Below are 17,276 nucleotides of genomic sequence, written 5' to 3' on the forward strand. Positions count from 1 at the left end.
AACAAAAGTCCCTTTTCATGGAACATATGTTTGTGTTAATTTCTTGCGCTTTTTTAAATATAAATTGATATTCCATAGAGTATAAGTAAATGCACCGGATAAAAAAAATAAAAGAAATATTTTAGTTTTATTCCTCTTTCATGATTATAAAATGCAATCGGAATAAAACCAAGCAATGCAAACGGCTCCCATAAAAAAGAGCATGCCCCAATAAAAATCTGTTGTTGCTTACAATTACGGTACAAATATAACACTGCTATCGAAACAATTCCAAACAGGGAATAATCCGTATATAACAAAATACTCACAACAATTCCCAATAACAAAATTATAATATATCCCATTGTAAGGATTCTTCCTGCCACCCTTTGTTCCAACGTCCGAAAGCCAATCAAAACAAGTAAACCGATAAAAAGCGTAAAAAATACATTTTGGCTTTCCATGTCACAGATCGTCCTACTCACTGCCAAATCAAACGGAATTTCAGAAATAAAAGCAAATAAAAGCAGCCTTTCTGCATATTTTTTCACATTATGTGTATGTAAAAAACCCTCTACAAGCAAAAAACAAAATATAGGAAATGCACTCCGTCCAATTGCCCTACAAATTTGATACCCCCAAAATATACTATCATGAATTTGTATTCCATTTGAAAAATGGAGCAGATTATTCAATATAACTGCTCCAATATGGTCAATTAACATTGTTAAGACTGCTATTATCTTTAATGTACTTCCATTGATACCAAATTTTATTTTCATTTCTATCCCCATACCTAGTTTAATTTTTTTATATCCACATTATACCCTATCTAAGATCGATCAATCAATCCTCTTTCTAAAATCAACTAATCCTCATGCTTTCAAATGTACTATATACATCCAAAATTCCATACCCCCATTCCCTATTTGGATAATTTAAATTAATCCTCTTTGCACCGCGAATAAATAAATTTTCGATTTCCGTAGTCTGCATTGCTCCACTATTTCCTCTGACAATCCCCCACTCCAACATTAATGCTGCAGCACCAGCTCCAATTGCACCTGCAACCGAAGTTCCACTCATTGTCCCAAATCTTCCATTTAACAGTGGTCCATATACATTTACCCCCGGTGCTGTTATTTCAGGCTTAATATCATTTGTTATCGTATAACCCCTGCTGGCACCCGGATAAATACTATTTGTAATATGATTGTATCCTGTCATTGTCAATATTGATGTCGTGTTTCCCGGCTCACATACTGTTGTATAAGGTTCTGGGTTCAAGAAATAAGTATCCTTTGTCAAAAAATGCTCCATACTCATCCAAATATTATAAAAAGCATTATCTACCCCGTCATTAAATACCCGAAGCTTCCAAATACCAGGTGTTGGTGTAACAATCTGAATTACAACTACTTCATCGCCTGTATAGGTTTCTACAACTGTATAATGAATATAAATCTGACTTGCTTCTAAAGGAAATGTAATGGCGCTACCGTCCTTGTACCAAATTGGAATCTTTCCTGTATACTCTCCCAACGGAGAAATAAGTCCCACAGAAAATAGACTGGGTGCACTTGTCCATAATTCCATATACACACCTGTTTCATTTTCTCCAACACGAAATTCTACCTCTTCTTCTGTCCCTGCACTTAACAAATCACTTTGGTAGTGATGAGATTGATTTCCCTCATTTCCTGCTGCCACAACATAAGCAGTCCCAAAAGTAGGAGAAATCATGTTAAGATACCGGCATAGTGGTAAAGTTCCGCTATGGTTTCCGGCATTTGTCCCTAATCCAACGTAAATAACAAGTGGCATGCTTTTTTGAATTGCAATATTTTGGATATATCTTAATCCCAACATAATATCAATTTCTGAGTAAGCAGCTGCCTCCTCCTGAATACAAAAAAAATCCCTAAGATGCTGTTTTGCTTCTTTCAGTTTTACAATAACAAGCTGTGCCTGAGGAGCAGCTCCTGTAAACTGATTTTCCAAATCCTCATTTCCGGCTGCTAATCCGGCTAAAAATGTCCCATGCCCATTTTCATCTCTTGATGGAACAATCGAATAAGGATCCTCCGATTGTAAGGCCTCATTAATCATATCCTGAGTATACTCAGAACCATAGTAAAGACCTTCCGGCGAAACCCCTGTTCGCTCCATTTGATCCCAAATTGCTATAATCCGGCTTGTATTATCTGCATTTTTAAATAAAGGATTGGTGTAATCAATTCCTGTATCAATTAACCCAATTAAAACTCCGCTTCCTGTTAAATTAAGATATGGCTGTCTGCGAACCCTTAATATACCGGCATCTTCCATACTAGACGTATCTAATAATCCAAAGCATTTCGGAACAGTCGAATATCCATATTGATTCAGCGTAATCATAGGATTTCCTGTAATAGGCTGCGCAATCACGAAAAAACGTTCGTTTATCTGCTGTAAACAAGTAGGGTTATAAATACGTTCTAATGACTCTATTCCTCCCAAATATTCCAATATATAATCTGCATAGCCATTATCATAAAAAATATCTCCACAATTTTCCTGTTTCGCCATCCTTATTTCCTTTATACCACACAAACATCATTTTATTATATGCAAGACAAAATTTTATGCTACAATCATTATACCTAAAACCATTGTATTTTTAGCCTAACTTTTTATTATACTGCAAATTAAGCACTTGTAAATACCGGTTAGCAGAATTGAATTAATTATACAAAGGATACCATTTTATTCAATATATTTACATTTAATTCCATGTGTGTTATAATCATTTATGTAGTATATATACACAAAACCGAAAGCGTATACCTAGCAACGGGAAAGGAGAATCAATTATGAGAGTTATGAAACAAAAAAGAAACAAGTCATTTGTCAGCTTACTATTATGCATGACAGTTGCAATGGGAACTGGGGAGCTTCCATTCAACCCAGCCGTAACAGCAAAAGCTGCTGCGATTGAACAGGATTCTGTAACAGATATCAATGAATACGAAGACAATGAAATGATTGTTGTGTACAAAACAGAAGCCACTACCGTATCAGATCTTCCAGACAGTGCAACGGAAGAAAAATTAACAGACGATTGCTCTTTAATCGAAGTAGATTCAAAAGCAGAATTAAAAGATGCAGTTGATACACTTGCTAATGACCCAAATGTCTTAGTTGTACAACCAAATTATACATATTATTCAACAGACAGACTGGGCAATAATTCTTACCACTATTTACAATGGGCATACAATGGCGAACATAATATTAACATTCTTCCTGCCTGGGACATGCCTCAGAGTGCAGAAGCCGAAACTATTGTAGCGGTTGTAGATACAGGTATTGACTTCCAGCATACATCTTTATTAAAAAATCTTTGGCAAAATACAGATGAAGATTTTTATTCCAATCAAGATAATGATGGAAATGGTTATCCTGGAGATTATTATGGATGGAATTTCTATTCTAACAACAATCAGGTATGTGAATATAGAGCTACCCAATATGGTCATGAAGACGACCATGGAACTCATGTAGCTGGTATTATAGGTGCTGATTCTGATGCTGGAAGCGGAATTGCTGGTGTTGCCTCAAAATCCGTATCCAATATTAAAATTATGCCTGTAAAAGTATTAGGCGGTCCTAATGGTTCTGGCTCTACTGATTCTATTATTAAAGGCATTCACTATGCCGAACAAAATGGTGCTACTATTTGTAACTTAAGTCTTGGAATGAATCAATATGATGCAGCTCTACATCAGACAATGCACGATTCTTCGATGTTATTTGTTTGTGCTGCCGGAAATGGTATCAAGGCTACAAACTGGAGAGGTTATGATATCGGAAGATTAAACGTATATCCAGCCTGCTATAATTTGCCAAACCAGATTACAGTTGGTAACTACAACACAACCGGTCAGATTGACCAAAGTTCTTGCTACAGCTCAACATTTGTTAACATAGCTGCTCCTGGAACTGATATTTACAGTACTGTCGTAGATCCAAGTCACAGTAGCCAAGGTGCATATAACTACATGACAGGTACTTCCATGGCAGCTCCAATGGTAACCGGTGTTGCAGCTATGGTATCTTCCTACTATGGTAACTTAAGTGCATCCCAGATTAAACAGGCAATTTTATCTGGTGCTACAAAATCTCCAATTTTAGCAAGCAAAGTAGCAAATGGTGCTAAATTAAATACATATGGTGCATTACAAGCTGCTGCTTCTTATTCTTATTATGGAATGGATGCACAAAAAGCTTCTTAATGCCTAAAATTTTTATGTAATAAACTAATTACTATTTAACCAATTGTGTATAAATACTACTTGCAAGCACCCGCTCACTCTTTATTTTAGAGTGAGCGGTCTTTTATTTCCATTCCTTTTTGTTTTCTAGTATCTGGCGTAACGTAATCCCATCTTTCAATAACTTCCAAAGCAATATTCTTCCTTCATTATAGTAATGAAACAATTTATCTTGATGAAATTCCTTATTATACACCTTCCAGTATCCAGATAGCAGATAATTTTTCCCTTTATTTTCCATAAACCCTTTAACATCATCCAATGGATACCCTAAAAAAACACCTACTTCATGCGGAAATTCTATATTTTTTGTCTGATACAGCATGTACTTTCTTTTGAGATACGCAATCATTCCTTCCAATGACTTGCTTAGATATCCATTTTGTTTTAAAAAATATCGAATCTGTGAAGAGAAAAGATATTCCTGCAATTCTTCTCTGCGATATAAAAAGACCATTATTTTTTTCTTTCTCATTTCTAATTTTTCCATCTCTATATCCGTCTTCCAAAATATCTTTTTCACATCTTCCCAATCAGTATTATCAATAATTAAAAGATTAGCAGGCTTAATATCCAATAAAACCGGTGCACACTGATATGCAATCTGTTGCTCCAACGCCAAATTCTTTGAATATCCTGTTAATTTTTCTTCCTTTTGAATGATATAACTTCCCTTCTCTTTCTTTATTACTTTTAGCATATCACCCTATTATCCATTTCATTCAAATATCATTTAAACAGTTTCTTCCATATGAATCGTTGTATCAGTAATATTCATTGTAGACCGTCTATGTGACACTAATACTATTGTCTTAGACTGCTGTTCCTTCTTTAAAGTTTTTAAAATCACCGCTTCATTTAGACTGTCCAGATTACTCGTCGGCTCATCTAAGAAAATATAGTCTGAATCTTTTAAGAATGCCCGTGCAATTCCAATCCTCTGTTTTTCCCCGCCTGAAACCGAGCTTCCAAGCTCACTGACAATTGTCTTATAACCTTGAGGCAATGCTTCAATAAAATCATGAATCGAGGCTTTCTTCGCGGCACTTATAACTTCTTCCATAGTTGCATCTTCCTTTGCAATCTTTAGATTATTTTCAATCGTATCGTGGAACAAAAAAGTTTCCTGTTCTACATATGCAATATGAGCTCTAAGAGATTTTGTGTTTATCTTGTTTATGTTTGTATCCCTATAGCAGATTTCCCCTTCTGTCGTCTCAAAAAATCTCATCAATAATTTTAAAAATGTAGATTTTCCACAACCACTTTTTCCATGAATTCCAATTATAGTTCCGTGTTTTAAATGTACATTTAATCCTGATAAAATCTGAGTCGATTTTCCTTTGTTATAATAAAATGTAAGATTGTTGCATTGAATATCCCCTGCCACAAATTCATTTCCATCATCAACTTCTTTTGTTACAGCCTCTTCCTCTAATAAATTTAACACACGATTTCCACTAGCTAATGTTTGATGCAGATTATTAGAAAGACTCGACAATGCCGCCACAGGACCAAATGAACTCATAATAGCAATAACGGTCAAAAGACTCTCTGAAAAATCAATCTTTCCTTGCTGTTCCAATATAGCAGCTACAATAATCATAAAAACTCCGGTTCCAATAATTGAAATATCTGTCATTACTCTTTGCCAGCTCTCCAATCGTTTCAATTGTGACTGAGCGGCTTTCAAATCTTCTGTTTTTTGATTCATTTTATTTTTTCTTTGCTCTATCTGGGCATATTGATTAATCTCTCGGATTCCTCTCAAATTGTCCAATACAGTAGAATTTAATTCACCGAACTTTTCCCGATATCTTTGTCCTAATTTTGCTCCCAGTTTTCCATTAAACATAGGTATCAATATACCTACCAAAAAATATCCCAAAAAGGCAACTAGACCAAGAAAAATGTGTCTTTTTCCAATAAACCATACCATAAAACCAGATGTAAGAACCGCAATACAGATTGGCGAAATCGTATGTGCATAGAAAACCTCCAATAATTCGATATCTGTTGTTATAATCGCAATCAGATTTCCTTTTTCTCTTCCATCTAATTTTGCAGGCGCAAGTATCCTCAGCTTTTGAAATACCATATGGCGAATTCTTGCTAAAAGCCGAAATGCAATATAATGATTACATGCCTGTTCACTATATCGTAAAATTCCACGAAACACTGCCAAACTAATAAGAACAATTGTAATATATTTCATTGCCATTCCTGAGAATAATCCCAGAACTGATAAAATTCCATAACCACCTAATACTGTAATAAATGTTGCACATAGATGTCCGGCAGTTCCCATTATAATTGCCACTGTCATCGGAAGAAGCAATGGTTTAATCAACCCAATCAGACCATACATTACCTGCCAGCCATTTCTTTTTTTATTCATAAACGCTTCCTCCATTCTGGTCGATTACTTGATTTTTACGAATTACACGATAATCCTCCAGCTCGCTTTGCTGTTCATACAGTTTCTTATATATCCCTTCCTCTTTTATTAACTCATTCTCAATTCCAGTTTGTACAATTTTTCCCTTTTCCATAACATATATCTTATCTGCCGACTTAGCGTTAAAAAGACGATGAGTAATTAATATTACTGTTTTTTTCTTTGCTAAACCGATGATAATCTCCATAATAAGATTTTCACTTTCGACATCAATATTAGAAGTCGCCTCATCAAATATATATATATCACTGTCGTGAAGCAAAGCTATTGCTAATGATAACCTTTGTCTTTGTCCTCCTGAAAGATTTGCTCCATTTTCTTTAAGAAGCATATCCAAGCCACCATGCTTCTTAATAAAAGAATACAATTGTACCTGCTTTAATATTTCCTCCATTTGTTCATCAGATGCCTCTTGATTTCCCATTTTAAGATTTTCTCTTACCGACCCTTGAAAGAGATAATTAATATGGTTTACCCGCGTAATCAGCTTATTTTTTGTCTGCATGGAAAGTTCCGTTATAGGAATACCACCCAGTGTAACCTTACCTTTGTCCGCACTATACTCTCCTGTTAATAAAGATGCAACTGTACTTTTTCCACATCCGGATTCACCAACAATTGCTATAAAATTATTTTCTGGTATCTTCATAGATACCTTTTTTAATATTTGTTTTTTTTCTCTCTTTTGTTCCTCTTTTTCTTTTGAAAATGGATAAGCAAAATCAACATTTTGTATCAATATATCTTTTCCGGTCAACGCATCCGCTTCCACTCTACCATTCTTTGCTTCCTCTTCATCTAAAAATGCAAAAATTCTATCTGCAGCAGCATTTCCATTCATCGCAATGTGAAAAAAAGAACCAAGCAAACGGAGCGGAAGGAAAAATTCTGCTGATACCATAATGATAAAAAAGCAATGTTCGATAGAAAGTAAATTTTGTTGAAATAACTTTAAACTAAGGATAATTCCAATCGCACTTCCTCCATATGCAATTAAATCCATGATACTAATTGAATTTAACTGCATAATCAAAACACGCATTGTTACCTTTCTGAACCGCTCTGCTTCTTTATCCATTTTTTTTGCATATCTCTCATCTGCGTTATATATTTTCAACGTCGTCAATCCTTGTAAACTTTCCAAAAAGCTGTCACCAAGTTCTGTATACGTGCCCCAATATTTTTTTAACAGTTTTTTAGCAAACTTTTGTACTGCAACTATGGAAATTGGAATAAATGGCACGCAGAGAAGTAATATCCCTGCTACTTTTATACTCATAGTTCCTACAACAAAAAACAATGTCAGAGGTGCAAGTATACTGTAAAAAAACTGTGGTATATAATTTCCAAAATAAATTTCTAATTGTTCCACTCCCTCTGTACTAATCTGGACAATTTCAGAAGTAGATTTATTCTCACTATAACGTGTTCCAATTCGAATCATCTTGTTAAAAATTAGCGTTCTTATCTTTTCTTTTACCATTAGCGATGACAAATTTGACAATTGCCCGCTGATATGAGTACAAATACCTCTTATACATAAAATTACCATAACAAGCAATACATACGAGTATAATTCCTCACTTGTTATGGTTTTTTTATACATACTTCCTATTATTCCTGCCGTTCTATATAAAAATACGATATTCGCCAAAAGACTAATCCACTGACAGACTACCATTCCTGCGGTATAGCCCCGGGTTTCTTTTAATGTGCCCAACAGCCTCTTATGAAACATAAATTTTTCCTCTCTTCCTTTTTTATCGCTCCACTCCTATGTCATAATCTTCTCTGTCTTTTTATTTTCTATTGAGCTAATTTCTTTTTCAGAAGGCTTTACTGTCTTAATTCGGAATGAAATATAAATATAATGAGCTACCGCGATTACTATAATCAATGCTTTCGCATACCAAACTGGTGAAAAAATAAAACCTATTCCAAGCAAAACAGTAATCATACTTAATGCAGAACATTTTTCTTTCTTTGTCATTGCCTTTGTCTGAACAAAACTCTCAATATATTTTTTATATAATCTGGTTGATAAAAACCACCTATGAAAATACTCTGAACCTCTTGCAAATAAAATAGCGGCTAACAATAAAAACGGTGTTGTTGGTAAAATAGGAAGAACAATTCCTATTACTCCCAGCAAAACGCAAAGGAACGCTGCTATAATACATAAAAAACGAACTATTTTCTGCATTTTTCCTCCAAAATTTCAATTAATGCACTTCCACTACTGCTGTGACAGCGAACAACTTCTACATGATTCCGTTCTGCTTCTGTTAATGCACAACGAACCATTTTATGAGATACTGTATTCGTAAATAATACAAATAAATCCGGACAGCCAAGCTGTTCTTTTAAGTTTCCAGACATTTGAGTAAATATTTTTGCTTTACAAGAATATTCCTTACATATTTTTTTATATCTACAGACCATTCGGTCATGCCCTCCGATAATTACAATACTCATATACAAGTCCTCCTCTTATTATGAACTGTTACAAAATCAATTTTATCCTTCTTATCTGTTATGTAGCATTGATTTCGTAACAGTTCTTTCTTCTTTTTATATTACTGTGCTAATTGCTTTCCTAACATTCTGCACTGTACCTTTGCATCTTCATCAGGAGCTTCCATTGCTATTACACCTTCACCCCCTACGATTTCTGCACCGGCTTCTTTCATACGTTCTTCCCAATCTCTCATCCACTGCCCATCACCCCATCCATAGGAGCCAAATAAACCTATTTTTTTCCCGGAAACAATAGACTCGATTGAAGAAACAAATGGCTCTGCTTCTCCTTCTTCTAACACTTCTGCTCCCATTGCAGGACATCCCATTGCAAAAACAGAAGATTTTTCTATCTCTTCTTTTGAAGCGGAAGCAAATTCAACTAATCTCGCTTTCTTCCCATTTTCTTCAATCCCCGCTGCAATTTCGTTTGCCATTTCTTCCGTATTACCTGTTCCTGACCAATATACAATCATAATTTCTCTCATTGTTTTACCCCATCTTCCTTTCTTTCTATTTTTATTTGATAGATAACTTCTTATTTAACTCGCAATAAGCTTTGTTTCACTTTCGTCATGACGATTGGATGAATAAAAAGATAAAATCCACTCTATTTTTACACCACTTTGAACTAAATATTTAATATGCCGTTTTGCATAATCATAATAAGAAAAAATTTGCTTTGCCTGTTCCACATTGTAATAAACCTTCCAGTACCCGCATAATAGAAAATTCTTTCCGCTATTTTCTATAAATCCTATAACATCCCTTAACGGATATCCTAAAAAAACACCTATCTCATGTGGAAATTCCATCCTGTTCTTACGATTGATATGAAAACGATACGATAATTGGTTTAATTGTTCTCTCGTTCCTGCTTTCTCATATCCAAGCCCCTCTAAAAAAGATGCTATCCTTTTTTGGTTCAAATAAGACTCTAATTCCTCTTTCCGATATACTAAATAAGTAATCTTATCTTCATTTCTGCTTAAACATTTAACGGATATTGCTCCAAAACAAAATAAGCGATAAAGTTTCTTTTCATTTTCAATATCTGTTATTAATATATTAGACATCTTAATTCCTAATAAAACAGGTGCACATTGGTTTGCAATTTGCATATCAAAATCAGTTTTCTGTGACATAATTTCATCCTTTCCTTAGTTAGCATCAACTAACTACAATTAGAATACACTAATTTTTTATAATAATCAAGTGTATTGTTTGATAAAATATTTCAATAATAAGTTCCAAAACAGTCATTTCCAAATATTTGCTTTTCTTTTCAAACTATGCTATACTATATCTAACAAAATTTAATCAGAATAAAAGAACCGTCTTAAAGAAGGGCTTTTGGTATTACGCTTGACAGCGTTGTATGAAGAGTCCTTCTTTTTTTATAAGATTGGTATACAATTGAATTACTATGTAAAAATTCAAGATGTAACAAATATGGTTCATAGCATCTGTTACAAAAAACTATTCTGCATTTTATTTTGCACTGCTTCCATAAGCGAAATAAGTATTGGTAAAATAATTTTGCCAAGCAGTGAGAGGCAGGAAAAAACTAACAAAAGCAAGGTTGAAAGAAAGAAAAAAGAAAGGAAAATATAGTTGATACGATTACCGTAGACCTTGATGGTATGAAAACCGGTACGGTCCTGACTGTTAAGGATATTCCAGAACTTATGAGCAATAAAATCGAATTGCAAGTAGATACCGATGAGATTGTACTGCGTATAAATGACAGAACAAATCATACATCAATAACATCCGAAGAATAAACAATTTAAAAATAGAATCCGTTAAATACAAAATCCTAGGGACAACTTCCAAAAAAAGTTGCCCCTAGGAACATTTTTATAGCTTGTAACAAAATTATTTATTATTTTAATTGATCCAAAATAGAGGAACCAATTGTATTCTCTGGCATAGCTACATCAAAATTATCTGCAATTGTTGCACCAATTGTAGCAAATGTGTCTACTGTAGGAAGTTCTCCATGTCCACTCATAGATGGAGAATATGCAAGGAATGGTACCTTTTCTCTTGTATGGTCTGTTCCTGTATAAGTTGGATCATTTCCATGGTCAGCGGTAATAATTAATAAATCATCTTCTTTTAACTCACCTAATAATTCACCAAGTTTTTCGTCAAAGCGTTCGATTTCCTTACCATATCCGATTGGATCTCTTCTATGACCCCAAAGTGCATCAAAGTCAACTAAGTTTACAAAACATAATCCTTTGAAGTCTTCCTTCGCAATCTCAATTGTCTGCTCCATTCCGTGAACAGAACTCTTAGAACGATGAGAATCTGTAATTCCTTCGCCAACAAAAATATCATTAATCTTACCAACAGAAATCACATCATATCCTTGTTCCTGTAGTGCATTTAATGTTGTCTTTCCATAAGGTTTTAATGCATAATCATGGCGGTTAGCAGTACGTTTAAATTCACCTTTCTTTTTACCAACATAAGGTCTTGCTATAACACGTCCTACCTTCCACTCGTCTTTCATTGTAATCTCTCTTGCAATTTCACAGCAACGATATAATTCATCTAATCCAAATGTTTCTTCATTTCCACAGATTTGAAGTACAGAGTCTGCAGATGTGTATACAATCATAGCACCTGTTTTAATCTCTTCTTCTGCTAATTCATCAAGAATTTCTGTACCACTGGCACTCTTATTACCAATTACTTTTTTTCCAGTGCGTTTTTCTAACTCGTCAATTAACTCTTTTGGGAACCCGGTTTCCGTAAATGTCTGAAAAGGAGTCTCAATTTTAAGTCCCATCATCTCCCAGTGACCAGTCATAGTATCTTTACCATTACTAGCCTCTTTCATTTCCATATAATATCCAATTGGTTCTTTCGCTGGTTCGATATTTTTTAAAGGGTGTAAATTTGCAATACCAAGCTTTGTAAGATTTGGAATCTTAAAATTGTCCATTTTTTCAGCTATATGTCCTAGTGTATCTACCCCAATATCCCCAAACTTTTCAGAATCCGGCATAGCACCGATTCCCATCGAGTCAATTACTATAGTAAAGATACGATTATACTTTTTCATAAATTTCAATCCTTTCTTATTTTTCTAAATTTACTGCTCCTATTTCTATCTCTTATCATCCATTATAAACAGTTCTTTCATTCACTGCAATTAGTATATCTGATTTCATATTATAATAAAATCCCACCTGTCCCTCATTTAGCTACCTTTTATTTTGTCCTGTTTATTATCTAAAAACAAAATAATTTGTCACTTTCCGTCTTTTATGCTATACTGTAAGTTCGTACATAAAATTAACAGGAGGTAACCATGTCAAATCAATCTACGCAAACACTTACCCTTACACAAGAGCAAAATAAGGCATTCTATCAAAAAGTCTTTGCTCTTGTGATTCCAATGGCACTACAAAATCTAATTAATGTAGGTGTAACCGCAGCAGATACAATTATGCTTGGTAAAATAAGCGAAACGGTTCTGTCCGGTGCTTCACTGGCAGGACAAATCCAATTTATTTTAACTTTAATTTTCTTTGGTCTTACATCCGGTGCCTCAGTACTTACTGCACAATATTGGGGTAAACGTGATACAAAAAAAATTGAACAAATACTTATGCTTACAATTGATGTTGCACTTATTATTTCATTAATATTCACACTTTCCGCACTGTTCATACCCGGTGCTTTGATGCACATTTATACTTCAGATCCCGCTGTCATTGAAGCAGGAATTGTATACCTTCGAATTACATCCGTTTCCTATCTCATGATGTCAATTACCATGGTATATCTTAATGTTATGAAAAGTGTTGAACGAGTTGTTATATCCACAATTGTATATACTCTTTCTCTTTTTATCAACATTGGGATCAACGCCGTATTAATTTTTGGTTTATTGGGATTTCCTAAGCTTGGGATCATGGGGGCTGCAATTGGAACATTGATTGCCAGAACATTTGAGTTAGTCCTCGTATTCATTTACGCTTATAAAATAAACAAGACCATAAGAATACGTATTTATCATATGTTTCATATTGAAAAGACATTGTTCAAAGATTTCGTTGTTTATTCTGTACCGGTACTATTAAATGAACTTTTATGGGGTGTCGGTGCTTCTGCGAATTCTGCAATTATCGGACATTTAAGTACTTCTGCTGCCGCTGCTAACTCAGTTGCACAGGTCTGCCGGCAGTTAGCTACTGTAGTAACATTTGGTGTTTCCGGTGCAACTGCCATTTTTCTTGGCAAAACAATTGGTGAACATAAATTTGAGCTTGCCAAAATATATTCTAAAAAATTCATTAAGCTTGCATTATTAACAGGCACAATTGGTGGTACGCTCATCTTCTTGTCAAGACCAATTGTTCTGTCTGTAATGAATTTTTCCGCAGAAACTGCAAATTATTTAACTGTAATGCTATTTGTTATGTTCTATTTTTCAATTGCACAAGCTTTTTCCTGTACTTTAATTGTTGGAATCTTTCGTGCAGGTGGAGATACGAAATATGGTTTGTTCTGTGATGTTGGAGCTATGTGGGGATTTTCCATCTTATTTGGTTTCCTTGCTGCTTTTGTGTTCAAATGGGATATTCGGCTTGTCTATATTATTCTTATGAGTGATGAAATTATTAAAATACCAATTGCCGTACGGAGATATAAAAGTATGAAATGGCTGAAAGATGTGACAAGATAACACTTCGCTAATTATAATAGAAGGAGGCGTAGCCTCCTTCTTTTGAAATAAAGCTATCAGTATATAAAATAGCCTGTACAGCAATAAAAATGATTAAAAAAATTAGTTTTGTGATTCAAGCAATGGTGTATGTGTAAAGCTTCCACGCATCTCAATCAATGGTGCGCCCTTTTTTTCGATATAATCTCTTGTTATCGTAACTCTTCCAATATTTTCATCTTTCGGAATTTCATACATAATATCAAGCATAAATTCTTCAATGATAGCCCGTAACGCTCTTGCCCCTGTTTTCTTTTCTAATGCCTTTTCTGCAATTGCTTCCATAGCAGAATTATCAAATACTAAATCTACTTCATCTAGTGCAAGTAATTTTTGATATTGTTTTAAAATTGCATTTTTTGGTTCTTTTAAAACTTGAATCAGCATTTCTTTTGTCAATCCCTCTAATGTAAACAGAATTGGAAGACGACCTAAAAATTCAGGTATCATACCAAATTCTCTTAAATCATCCACAATCACCTTACTAAAAATATCCGGATCGTTATCATATTTGTCTTTAAGTGTTGCACTAAAACCGATTGATGCCTGCTTATTCAAACGTGCTTTTATAATTTTTTCCAGTTCTGGAAATGCTCCACCACAAATAAATAAAATATTTCTTGTGTTAATCGTTGTAAGAGGCACCATTGCATTCTTACTAGTTGCCCCTACTGGCACTTCTACATCGGCTCCTTCTAATAATTTTAAAAGTCCCTGTTGTACAGACTCTCCACTTACATCACGATTTGTTGTACTTTTCTTTTTCGCAATTTTGTCGATTTCATCAATAAAAATAATTCCTCGCTCTGCTTTTTCCACATCATTATCTGCTGATGCAAGAAGTTTTGACAATACACTTTCCACATCATCGCCAATATATCCGGCCTCTGTCAATGATGTAGCATCGGCTATTGCAAGTGGAACCTGTAAAAGTCTTGCAAGTGTTTTTACAAGAAATGTCTTACCACTTCCGGTTGGGCCAATCATAAGCATATTGGATTTTTCAATTTCAATATCATCCATAGTTCCTGTTGCTACACGTTTATAGTGATTATACACAGCAACCGAAATAACTTTCTTTGCATATTCCTGACCAATTACATATTCATCTAACTGTCCTTTTATAATATGAGGTGCCGGTACATTCCGTATGTCCAATTCCGGTGTTTTTTCCTCTTTTACCTTCTTTTTCTTTAGCTTCTGGCTTTTTGGAATATCCATAGGAGGTGGATTAAAATTCATCATATTTGGAGGCATATTCATAAAATCTATATATGGCATACCACCTGTATTCAAAGAATCGAATGTCTTCTGCATACAATCCGCACAAATGCATATATTATTCGGAATATGAATCATTTTTCCTACTTTACTTTCAGGTCTTCTACATATATAACAAATATCTTCATAATCATCTTTTTTTTCTTTATCAATCTCTATTTCTTTATTATTGTCGCTCATCTGGATTACCTCTTTCTTTAGAAATCTAACGTTATTATAGCGTACCTTTCGATTCAGTACAAGATTAGGTTTCTTAAAATACCATAAAAAAATGGGTGTATTTTTTTTACACCCATTTTTTATAACCTAGTTACCAAAATTTTCTATAAAATTTTTAAAGATATCGTCTGCACTATAACTCTGAGAATCATCCTGACTGCTATTTGGCGCTTGTTGATTGTTTTGTGTAGTTGTGTCCGAATTTTTTGAATTGTTATCTAAACTGCTTAAAGAGCCAGAACCTTTTAATGTTATATTTAACTTAACTTCTTTATATTCTCCGTTATCGTTACGTTTAACAACAACTGTAATTTTTGTTCCTACCTTTAGGCTATTTACTTTTTCTTTTACAGCTTCAATCGAGGATATTTCTCTATCATTAATTTTAACAATGATGTCTCCAACCTTCATACCGCCTTCTTCAGCAGCACTATCTTTTGCCACTTCATATACATAAACCCCTGTAGGCATGTTATAAATATTGTTATTTTCTGTAATATCTGTACCTGTAATTCCAAGATATCCTTTTTCATTTTCGGTCAATACCTCACGATTCATTAAATCATTAATGATAGGAATTGCAGTAGAAATTGGAATTGCGTATCCCATTCCCTCTACATCAGTAGATGCATATTTTACAGAATTAATTCCAATAACTTCACCTTTCAGATTTAATAAAGCTCCACCACTATTACCCGGATTAATTGCTGCATCAGTTTGTAATAACTTCATACTTGTAGAAGAAGATTTGCTAGAAGAGTTTTCTACCGCAACTTGACGATCTTTTGCACTAATATAACCAACCGTAACAGACTGACCATATCCTAATGCGTTACCGATTGCAACAGCCATCTCTCCTACTTTAACATCATCCGAATCACCTAATGTGGCAACCTTAATCTCCTTTAATGTAGATTCTTTAATATCCTTTACATTAACTGCTACAACCGCTAAATCAGCTGAAGAATCGGTTCCTTTTACTTCTGCCTCTACTACTTCATTGTCAATAAAGCAAACTGAAATTGTTTTAGCACCGTCAATTACATGGTTATTCGTTGCAATTAATAACTGATTATCATTCTGACCTACAATAATTCCTGAACCGCTTCCTTCTGCCTGTTGAGATAAATTCCGTCCAAAATAATTGATATTTTCTTCAACTGTACTTGTAATAGAAACAATTGATGGCATTGCATTTTCAACTAAATTTGCAACACTTGTGTCATCTGTACTACTCGTTGATTTAGAAGAAGTTGTTGTTGCTGTAACAGAACTTCCGGTCTTAGTAGACTCAATGGTAACAGGATTCGAAGAATTAAAATGGGATACTGCTAAATTCGTTCCCTGAAAAACTCCACCGGCTACTAATCCAAAGACTGCCGCAATTGCTGCTGTTCTTCCCAGTGTTCTTCCAAATCCTTTCTTTTGTTTCTTATCTTTAACCTCTTTATCCTCAACTGTAAAAGCAGTACTCTCTGTCTGACTTTGACTAAAATTATCGGAATCGTATCCATAAGCAGGTGCCTGATAGGAAGTTTGTTCTGTTTTTGGAGTCTGTTCTTCTACTTGTGCTTTCCAATAATTGTAATCAGATGCTGTTTGACTATCTTTTGTACTGTTGTTATCTTCTGAGGTTTTTGACTCAGGCGAATTCACTAAAGTAAAATCGTAAGTTTCTTTTAAGCTTTCATCATTTTGTAAGTTGTTTTCTCCATTATTGTTGTTATTATAAAATTCATCTCTCATAATAATTACCCCTTTCGCA

The 17,276-nt window shown here is 34.3% G+C and carries 15 protein-coding genes; 3 read left to right on the forward strand and 12 right to left on the reverse strand.

Annotated features, from left to right (window positions below; translation table 11 throughout):
* Positions 1 to 53 precede the first annotated feature (53 nt).
* Together FYJ58_RS02115 and FYJ58_RS02120 are read right to left on the reverse strand one after the other, a co-directional pair.
* Entirely contained in the window at positions 54 to 761 is a 708-nt protein-coding gene (locus tag FYJ58_RS02115) for a TraX family protein (protein ID WP_154516568.1), read from the reverse strand.
* Between the two features lie 82 nt (positions 762 to 843).
* Entirely contained in the window at positions 844 to 2,547 is a 1,704-nt protein-coding gene (locus tag FYJ58_RS02120; protein ID WP_154516571.1) for a S8 family peptidase, read from the reverse strand.
* Positions 2,548 to 2,831: 284 nt separating this feature from the next.
* On the opposite strand from FYJ58_RS02120, the gene FYJ58_RS02125 reads away from it, so the two are divergent.
* Positions 2,832 to 4,253, forward strand: coding sequence for a S8 family peptidase (locus FYJ58_RS02125; RefSeq protein WP_154516573.1), 1,422 nt, complete (start codon positions 2,832 to 2,834; stop codon positions 4,251 to 4,253).
* A gap of 103 nt (positions 4,254 to 4,356) precedes the next feature.
* On the opposite strand, the gene FYJ58_RS02130 is transcribed toward FYJ58_RS02125, so the two are convergent.
* From FYJ58_RS02130 to FYJ58_RS02160, 7 genes are all read right to left on the reverse strand, one after another.
* The gene (locus tag FYJ58_RS02130) at positions 4,357 to 4,992 is read right to left on the reverse strand and encodes a DUF3793 family protein (protein ID WP_154516576.1); all 636 of its coding nucleotides are present in this window, start codon (positions 4,990 to 4,992) and stop codon (positions 4,357 to 4,359) included.
* 33 nt (positions 4,993 to 5,025) lie between these two features.
* Positions 5,026 to 6,690 (reverse strand): amino acid ABC transporter ATP-binding/permease protein, encoded by a 1,665-nt coding sequence (locus tag FYJ58_RS02135; RefSeq protein ID WP_154516578.1) that lies wholly within the window; start codon positions 6,688 to 6,690, stop codon positions 5,026 to 5,028.
* A complete protein-coding gene (locus FYJ58_RS02140) occupies positions 6,683 to 8,488 on the reverse strand; it encodes an ABC transporter ATP-binding protein/permease (RefSeq protein ID WP_154516581.1) in 1,806 nt (601 codons plus the stop codon). The genes FYJ58_RS02135 and FYJ58_RS02140 overlap by 8 nt, the downstream gene beginning before the upstream one ends.
* Before the next feature lie 36 nt (positions 8,489 to 8,524).
* On the reverse strand, positions 8,525 to 8,953 hold the full coding sequence (locus FYJ58_RS02145) for a YbaN family protein (protein ID WP_154516584.1): 429 nt from the start codon (positions 8,951 to 8,953) through the stop codon (positions 8,525 to 8,527).
* Positions 8,941 to 9,225: a DUF2325 domain-containing protein gene (locus FYJ58_RS02150; RefSeq protein WP_154516587.1), complete on the reverse strand. Its 285-nt coding sequence runs from the start codon at positions 9,223 to 9,225 to the stop codon at positions 8,941 to 8,943. The genes FYJ58_RS02145 and FYJ58_RS02150 overlap by 13 nt, the downstream gene beginning before the upstream one ends.
* A 101-nt stretch (positions 9,226 to 9,326) precedes the next feature.
* A complete protein-coding gene (locus FYJ58_RS02155) occupies positions 9,327 to 9,755 on the reverse strand; it encodes a flavodoxin (protein WP_154516590.1) in 429 nt (142 codons plus the stop codon).
* A 54-nt stretch (positions 9,756 to 9,809) separates the two neighbouring features.
* A complete protein-coding gene (locus FYJ58_RS02160) occupies positions 9,810 to 10,412 on the reverse strand; it encodes a DUF3793 family protein (protein ID WP_154516593.1) in 603 nt (200 codons plus the stop codon).
* Positions 10,413 to 10,877: 465 nt separating this feature from the next.
* Between FYJ58_RS02160 and FYJ58_RS02165 the strand changes: the two genes are divergently transcribed.
* Positions 10,878 to 11,051, forward strand: coding sequence for a hypothetical protein (locus tag FYJ58_RS02165; protein ID WP_328597780.1), 174 nt, complete (start codon positions 10,878 to 10,880; stop codon positions 11,049 to 11,051).
* Positions 11,052 to 11,152: 101 nt separating this feature from the next.
* On the opposite strand, the gene FYJ58_RS02170 is transcribed toward FYJ58_RS02165, so the two are convergent.
* Positions 11,153 to 12,343, reverse strand: a complete 1,191-nt coding sequence (locus FYJ58_RS02170; protein WP_154516599.1) for a phosphopentomutase — start codon at positions 12,341 to 12,343, stop codon at positions 11,153 to 11,155.
* Positions 12,344 to 12,592: 249 nt separating this feature from the next.
* Here FYJ58_RS02170 and FYJ58_RS02175 point away from each other — a divergent pair, with 249 nt between their 5' ends.
* The gene (locus tag FYJ58_RS02175; RefSeq protein WP_154516602.1) at positions 12,593 to 13,972 is read left to right on the forward strand and encodes an MATE family efflux transporter; all 1,380 of its coding nucleotides are present in this window, start codon (positions 12,593 to 12,595) and stop codon (positions 13,970 to 13,972) included.
* Between the two features lie 102 nt (positions 13,973 to 14,074).
* Here the strand turns inward: FYJ58_RS02175 and clpX are convergent, their stop codons facing one another.
* Both clpX and FYJ58_RS02185 read right to left on the reverse strand, forming a co-directional pair.
* Positions 14,075 to 15,472 carry an ATP-dependent Clp protease ATP-binding subunit ClpX gene (clpX, locus tag FYJ58_RS02180; RefSeq protein ID WP_154516605.1) on the reverse strand — a complete coding sequence of 466 codons (1,398 nt, stop codon included), beginning with the start codon at positions 15,470 to 15,472 and terminating at the stop codon, positions 14,075 to 14,077.
* Positions 15,473 to 15,598: 126 nt separating this feature from the next.
* Complete coding sequence (locus FYJ58_RS02185; RefSeq protein ID WP_154516608.1) at positions 15,599 to 17,257, reverse strand: S1C family serine protease; 1,659 nt, start codon at positions 17,255 to 17,257, stop codon at positions 15,599 to 15,601.
* Positions 17,258 to 17,276: the final 19 nt, after the last annotated feature.

Origin of the sequence: Velocimicrobium porci, assembly GCF_009696045.1 — a bacterium.
GTDB classification, from domain to species: domain Bacteria; phylum Bacillota; class Clostridia; order Lachnospirales; family Lachnospiraceae; genus Velocimicrobium; species Velocimicrobium porci.

What these genes read in the sequence shown, in the direction of transcription:
- FYJ58_RS02115 (WP_154516568.1), bottom strand. Translation starts at nt 761, where the DNA reads ATGAAAATAAAATTTGGTATCAATGGAAGTACATTAAAGATAATAGCA.
- FYJ58_RS02120 (WP_154516571.1), bottom strand. Translation starts at nt 2,547, where the DNA reads ATGGCGAAACAGGAAAATTGTGGAGATATTTTTTATGATAATGGCTAT.
- FYJ58_RS02125 (WP_154516573.1), top strand. Translation starts at nt 2,832, where the DNA reads ATGAGAGTTATGAAACAAAAAAGAAACAAGTCATTTGTCAGCTTACTA.
- FYJ58_RS02130 (WP_154516576.1), bottom strand. Translation starts at nt 4,992, where the DNA reads ATGCTAAAAGTAATAAAGAAAGAGAAGGGAAGTTATATCATTCAAAAG.
- FYJ58_RS02135 (WP_154516578.1), bottom strand. Translation starts at nt 6,690, where the DNA reads ATGAATAAAAAAAGAAATGGCTGGCAGGTAATGTATGGTCTGATTGGG.
- FYJ58_RS02140 (WP_154516581.1), bottom strand. Translation starts at nt 8,488, where the DNA reads ATGTTTCATAAGAGGCTGTTGGGCACATTAAAAGAAACCCGGGGCTAT.
- FYJ58_RS02145 (WP_154516584.1), bottom strand. Translation starts at nt 8,953, where the DNA reads ATGCAGAAAATAGTTCGTTTTTTATGTATTATAGCAGCGTTCCTTTGC.
- FYJ58_RS02150 (WP_154516587.1), bottom strand. Translation starts at nt 9,225, where the DNA reads ATGAGTATTGTAATTATCGGAGGGCATGACCGAATGGTCTGTAGATAT.
- FYJ58_RS02155 (WP_154516590.1), bottom strand. Translation starts at nt 9,755, where the DNA reads ATGAGAGAAATTATGATTGTATATTGGTCAGGAACAGGTAATACGGAA.
- FYJ58_RS02160 (WP_154516593.1), bottom strand. Translation starts at nt 10,412, where the DNA reads ATGTCACAGAAAACTGATTTTGATATGCAAATTGCAAACCAATGTGCA.
- FYJ58_RS02170 (WP_154516599.1), bottom strand. Translation starts at nt 12,343, where the DNA reads ATGAAAAAGTATAATCGTATCTTTACTATAGTAATTGACTCGATGGGA.
- FYJ58_RS02175 (WP_154516602.1), top strand. Translation starts at nt 12,593, where the DNA reads ATGTCAAATCAATCTACGCAAACACTTACCCTTACACAAGAGCAAAAT.
- clpX (WP_154516605.1), bottom strand. Translation starts at nt 15,472, where the DNA reads ATGAGCGACAATAATAAAGAAATAGAGATTGATAAAGAAAAAAAAGAT.
- FYJ58_RS02185 (WP_154516608.1), bottom strand. Translation starts at nt 17,257, where the DNA reads ATGAGAGATGAATTTTATAATAACAACAATAATGGAGAAAACAACTTA.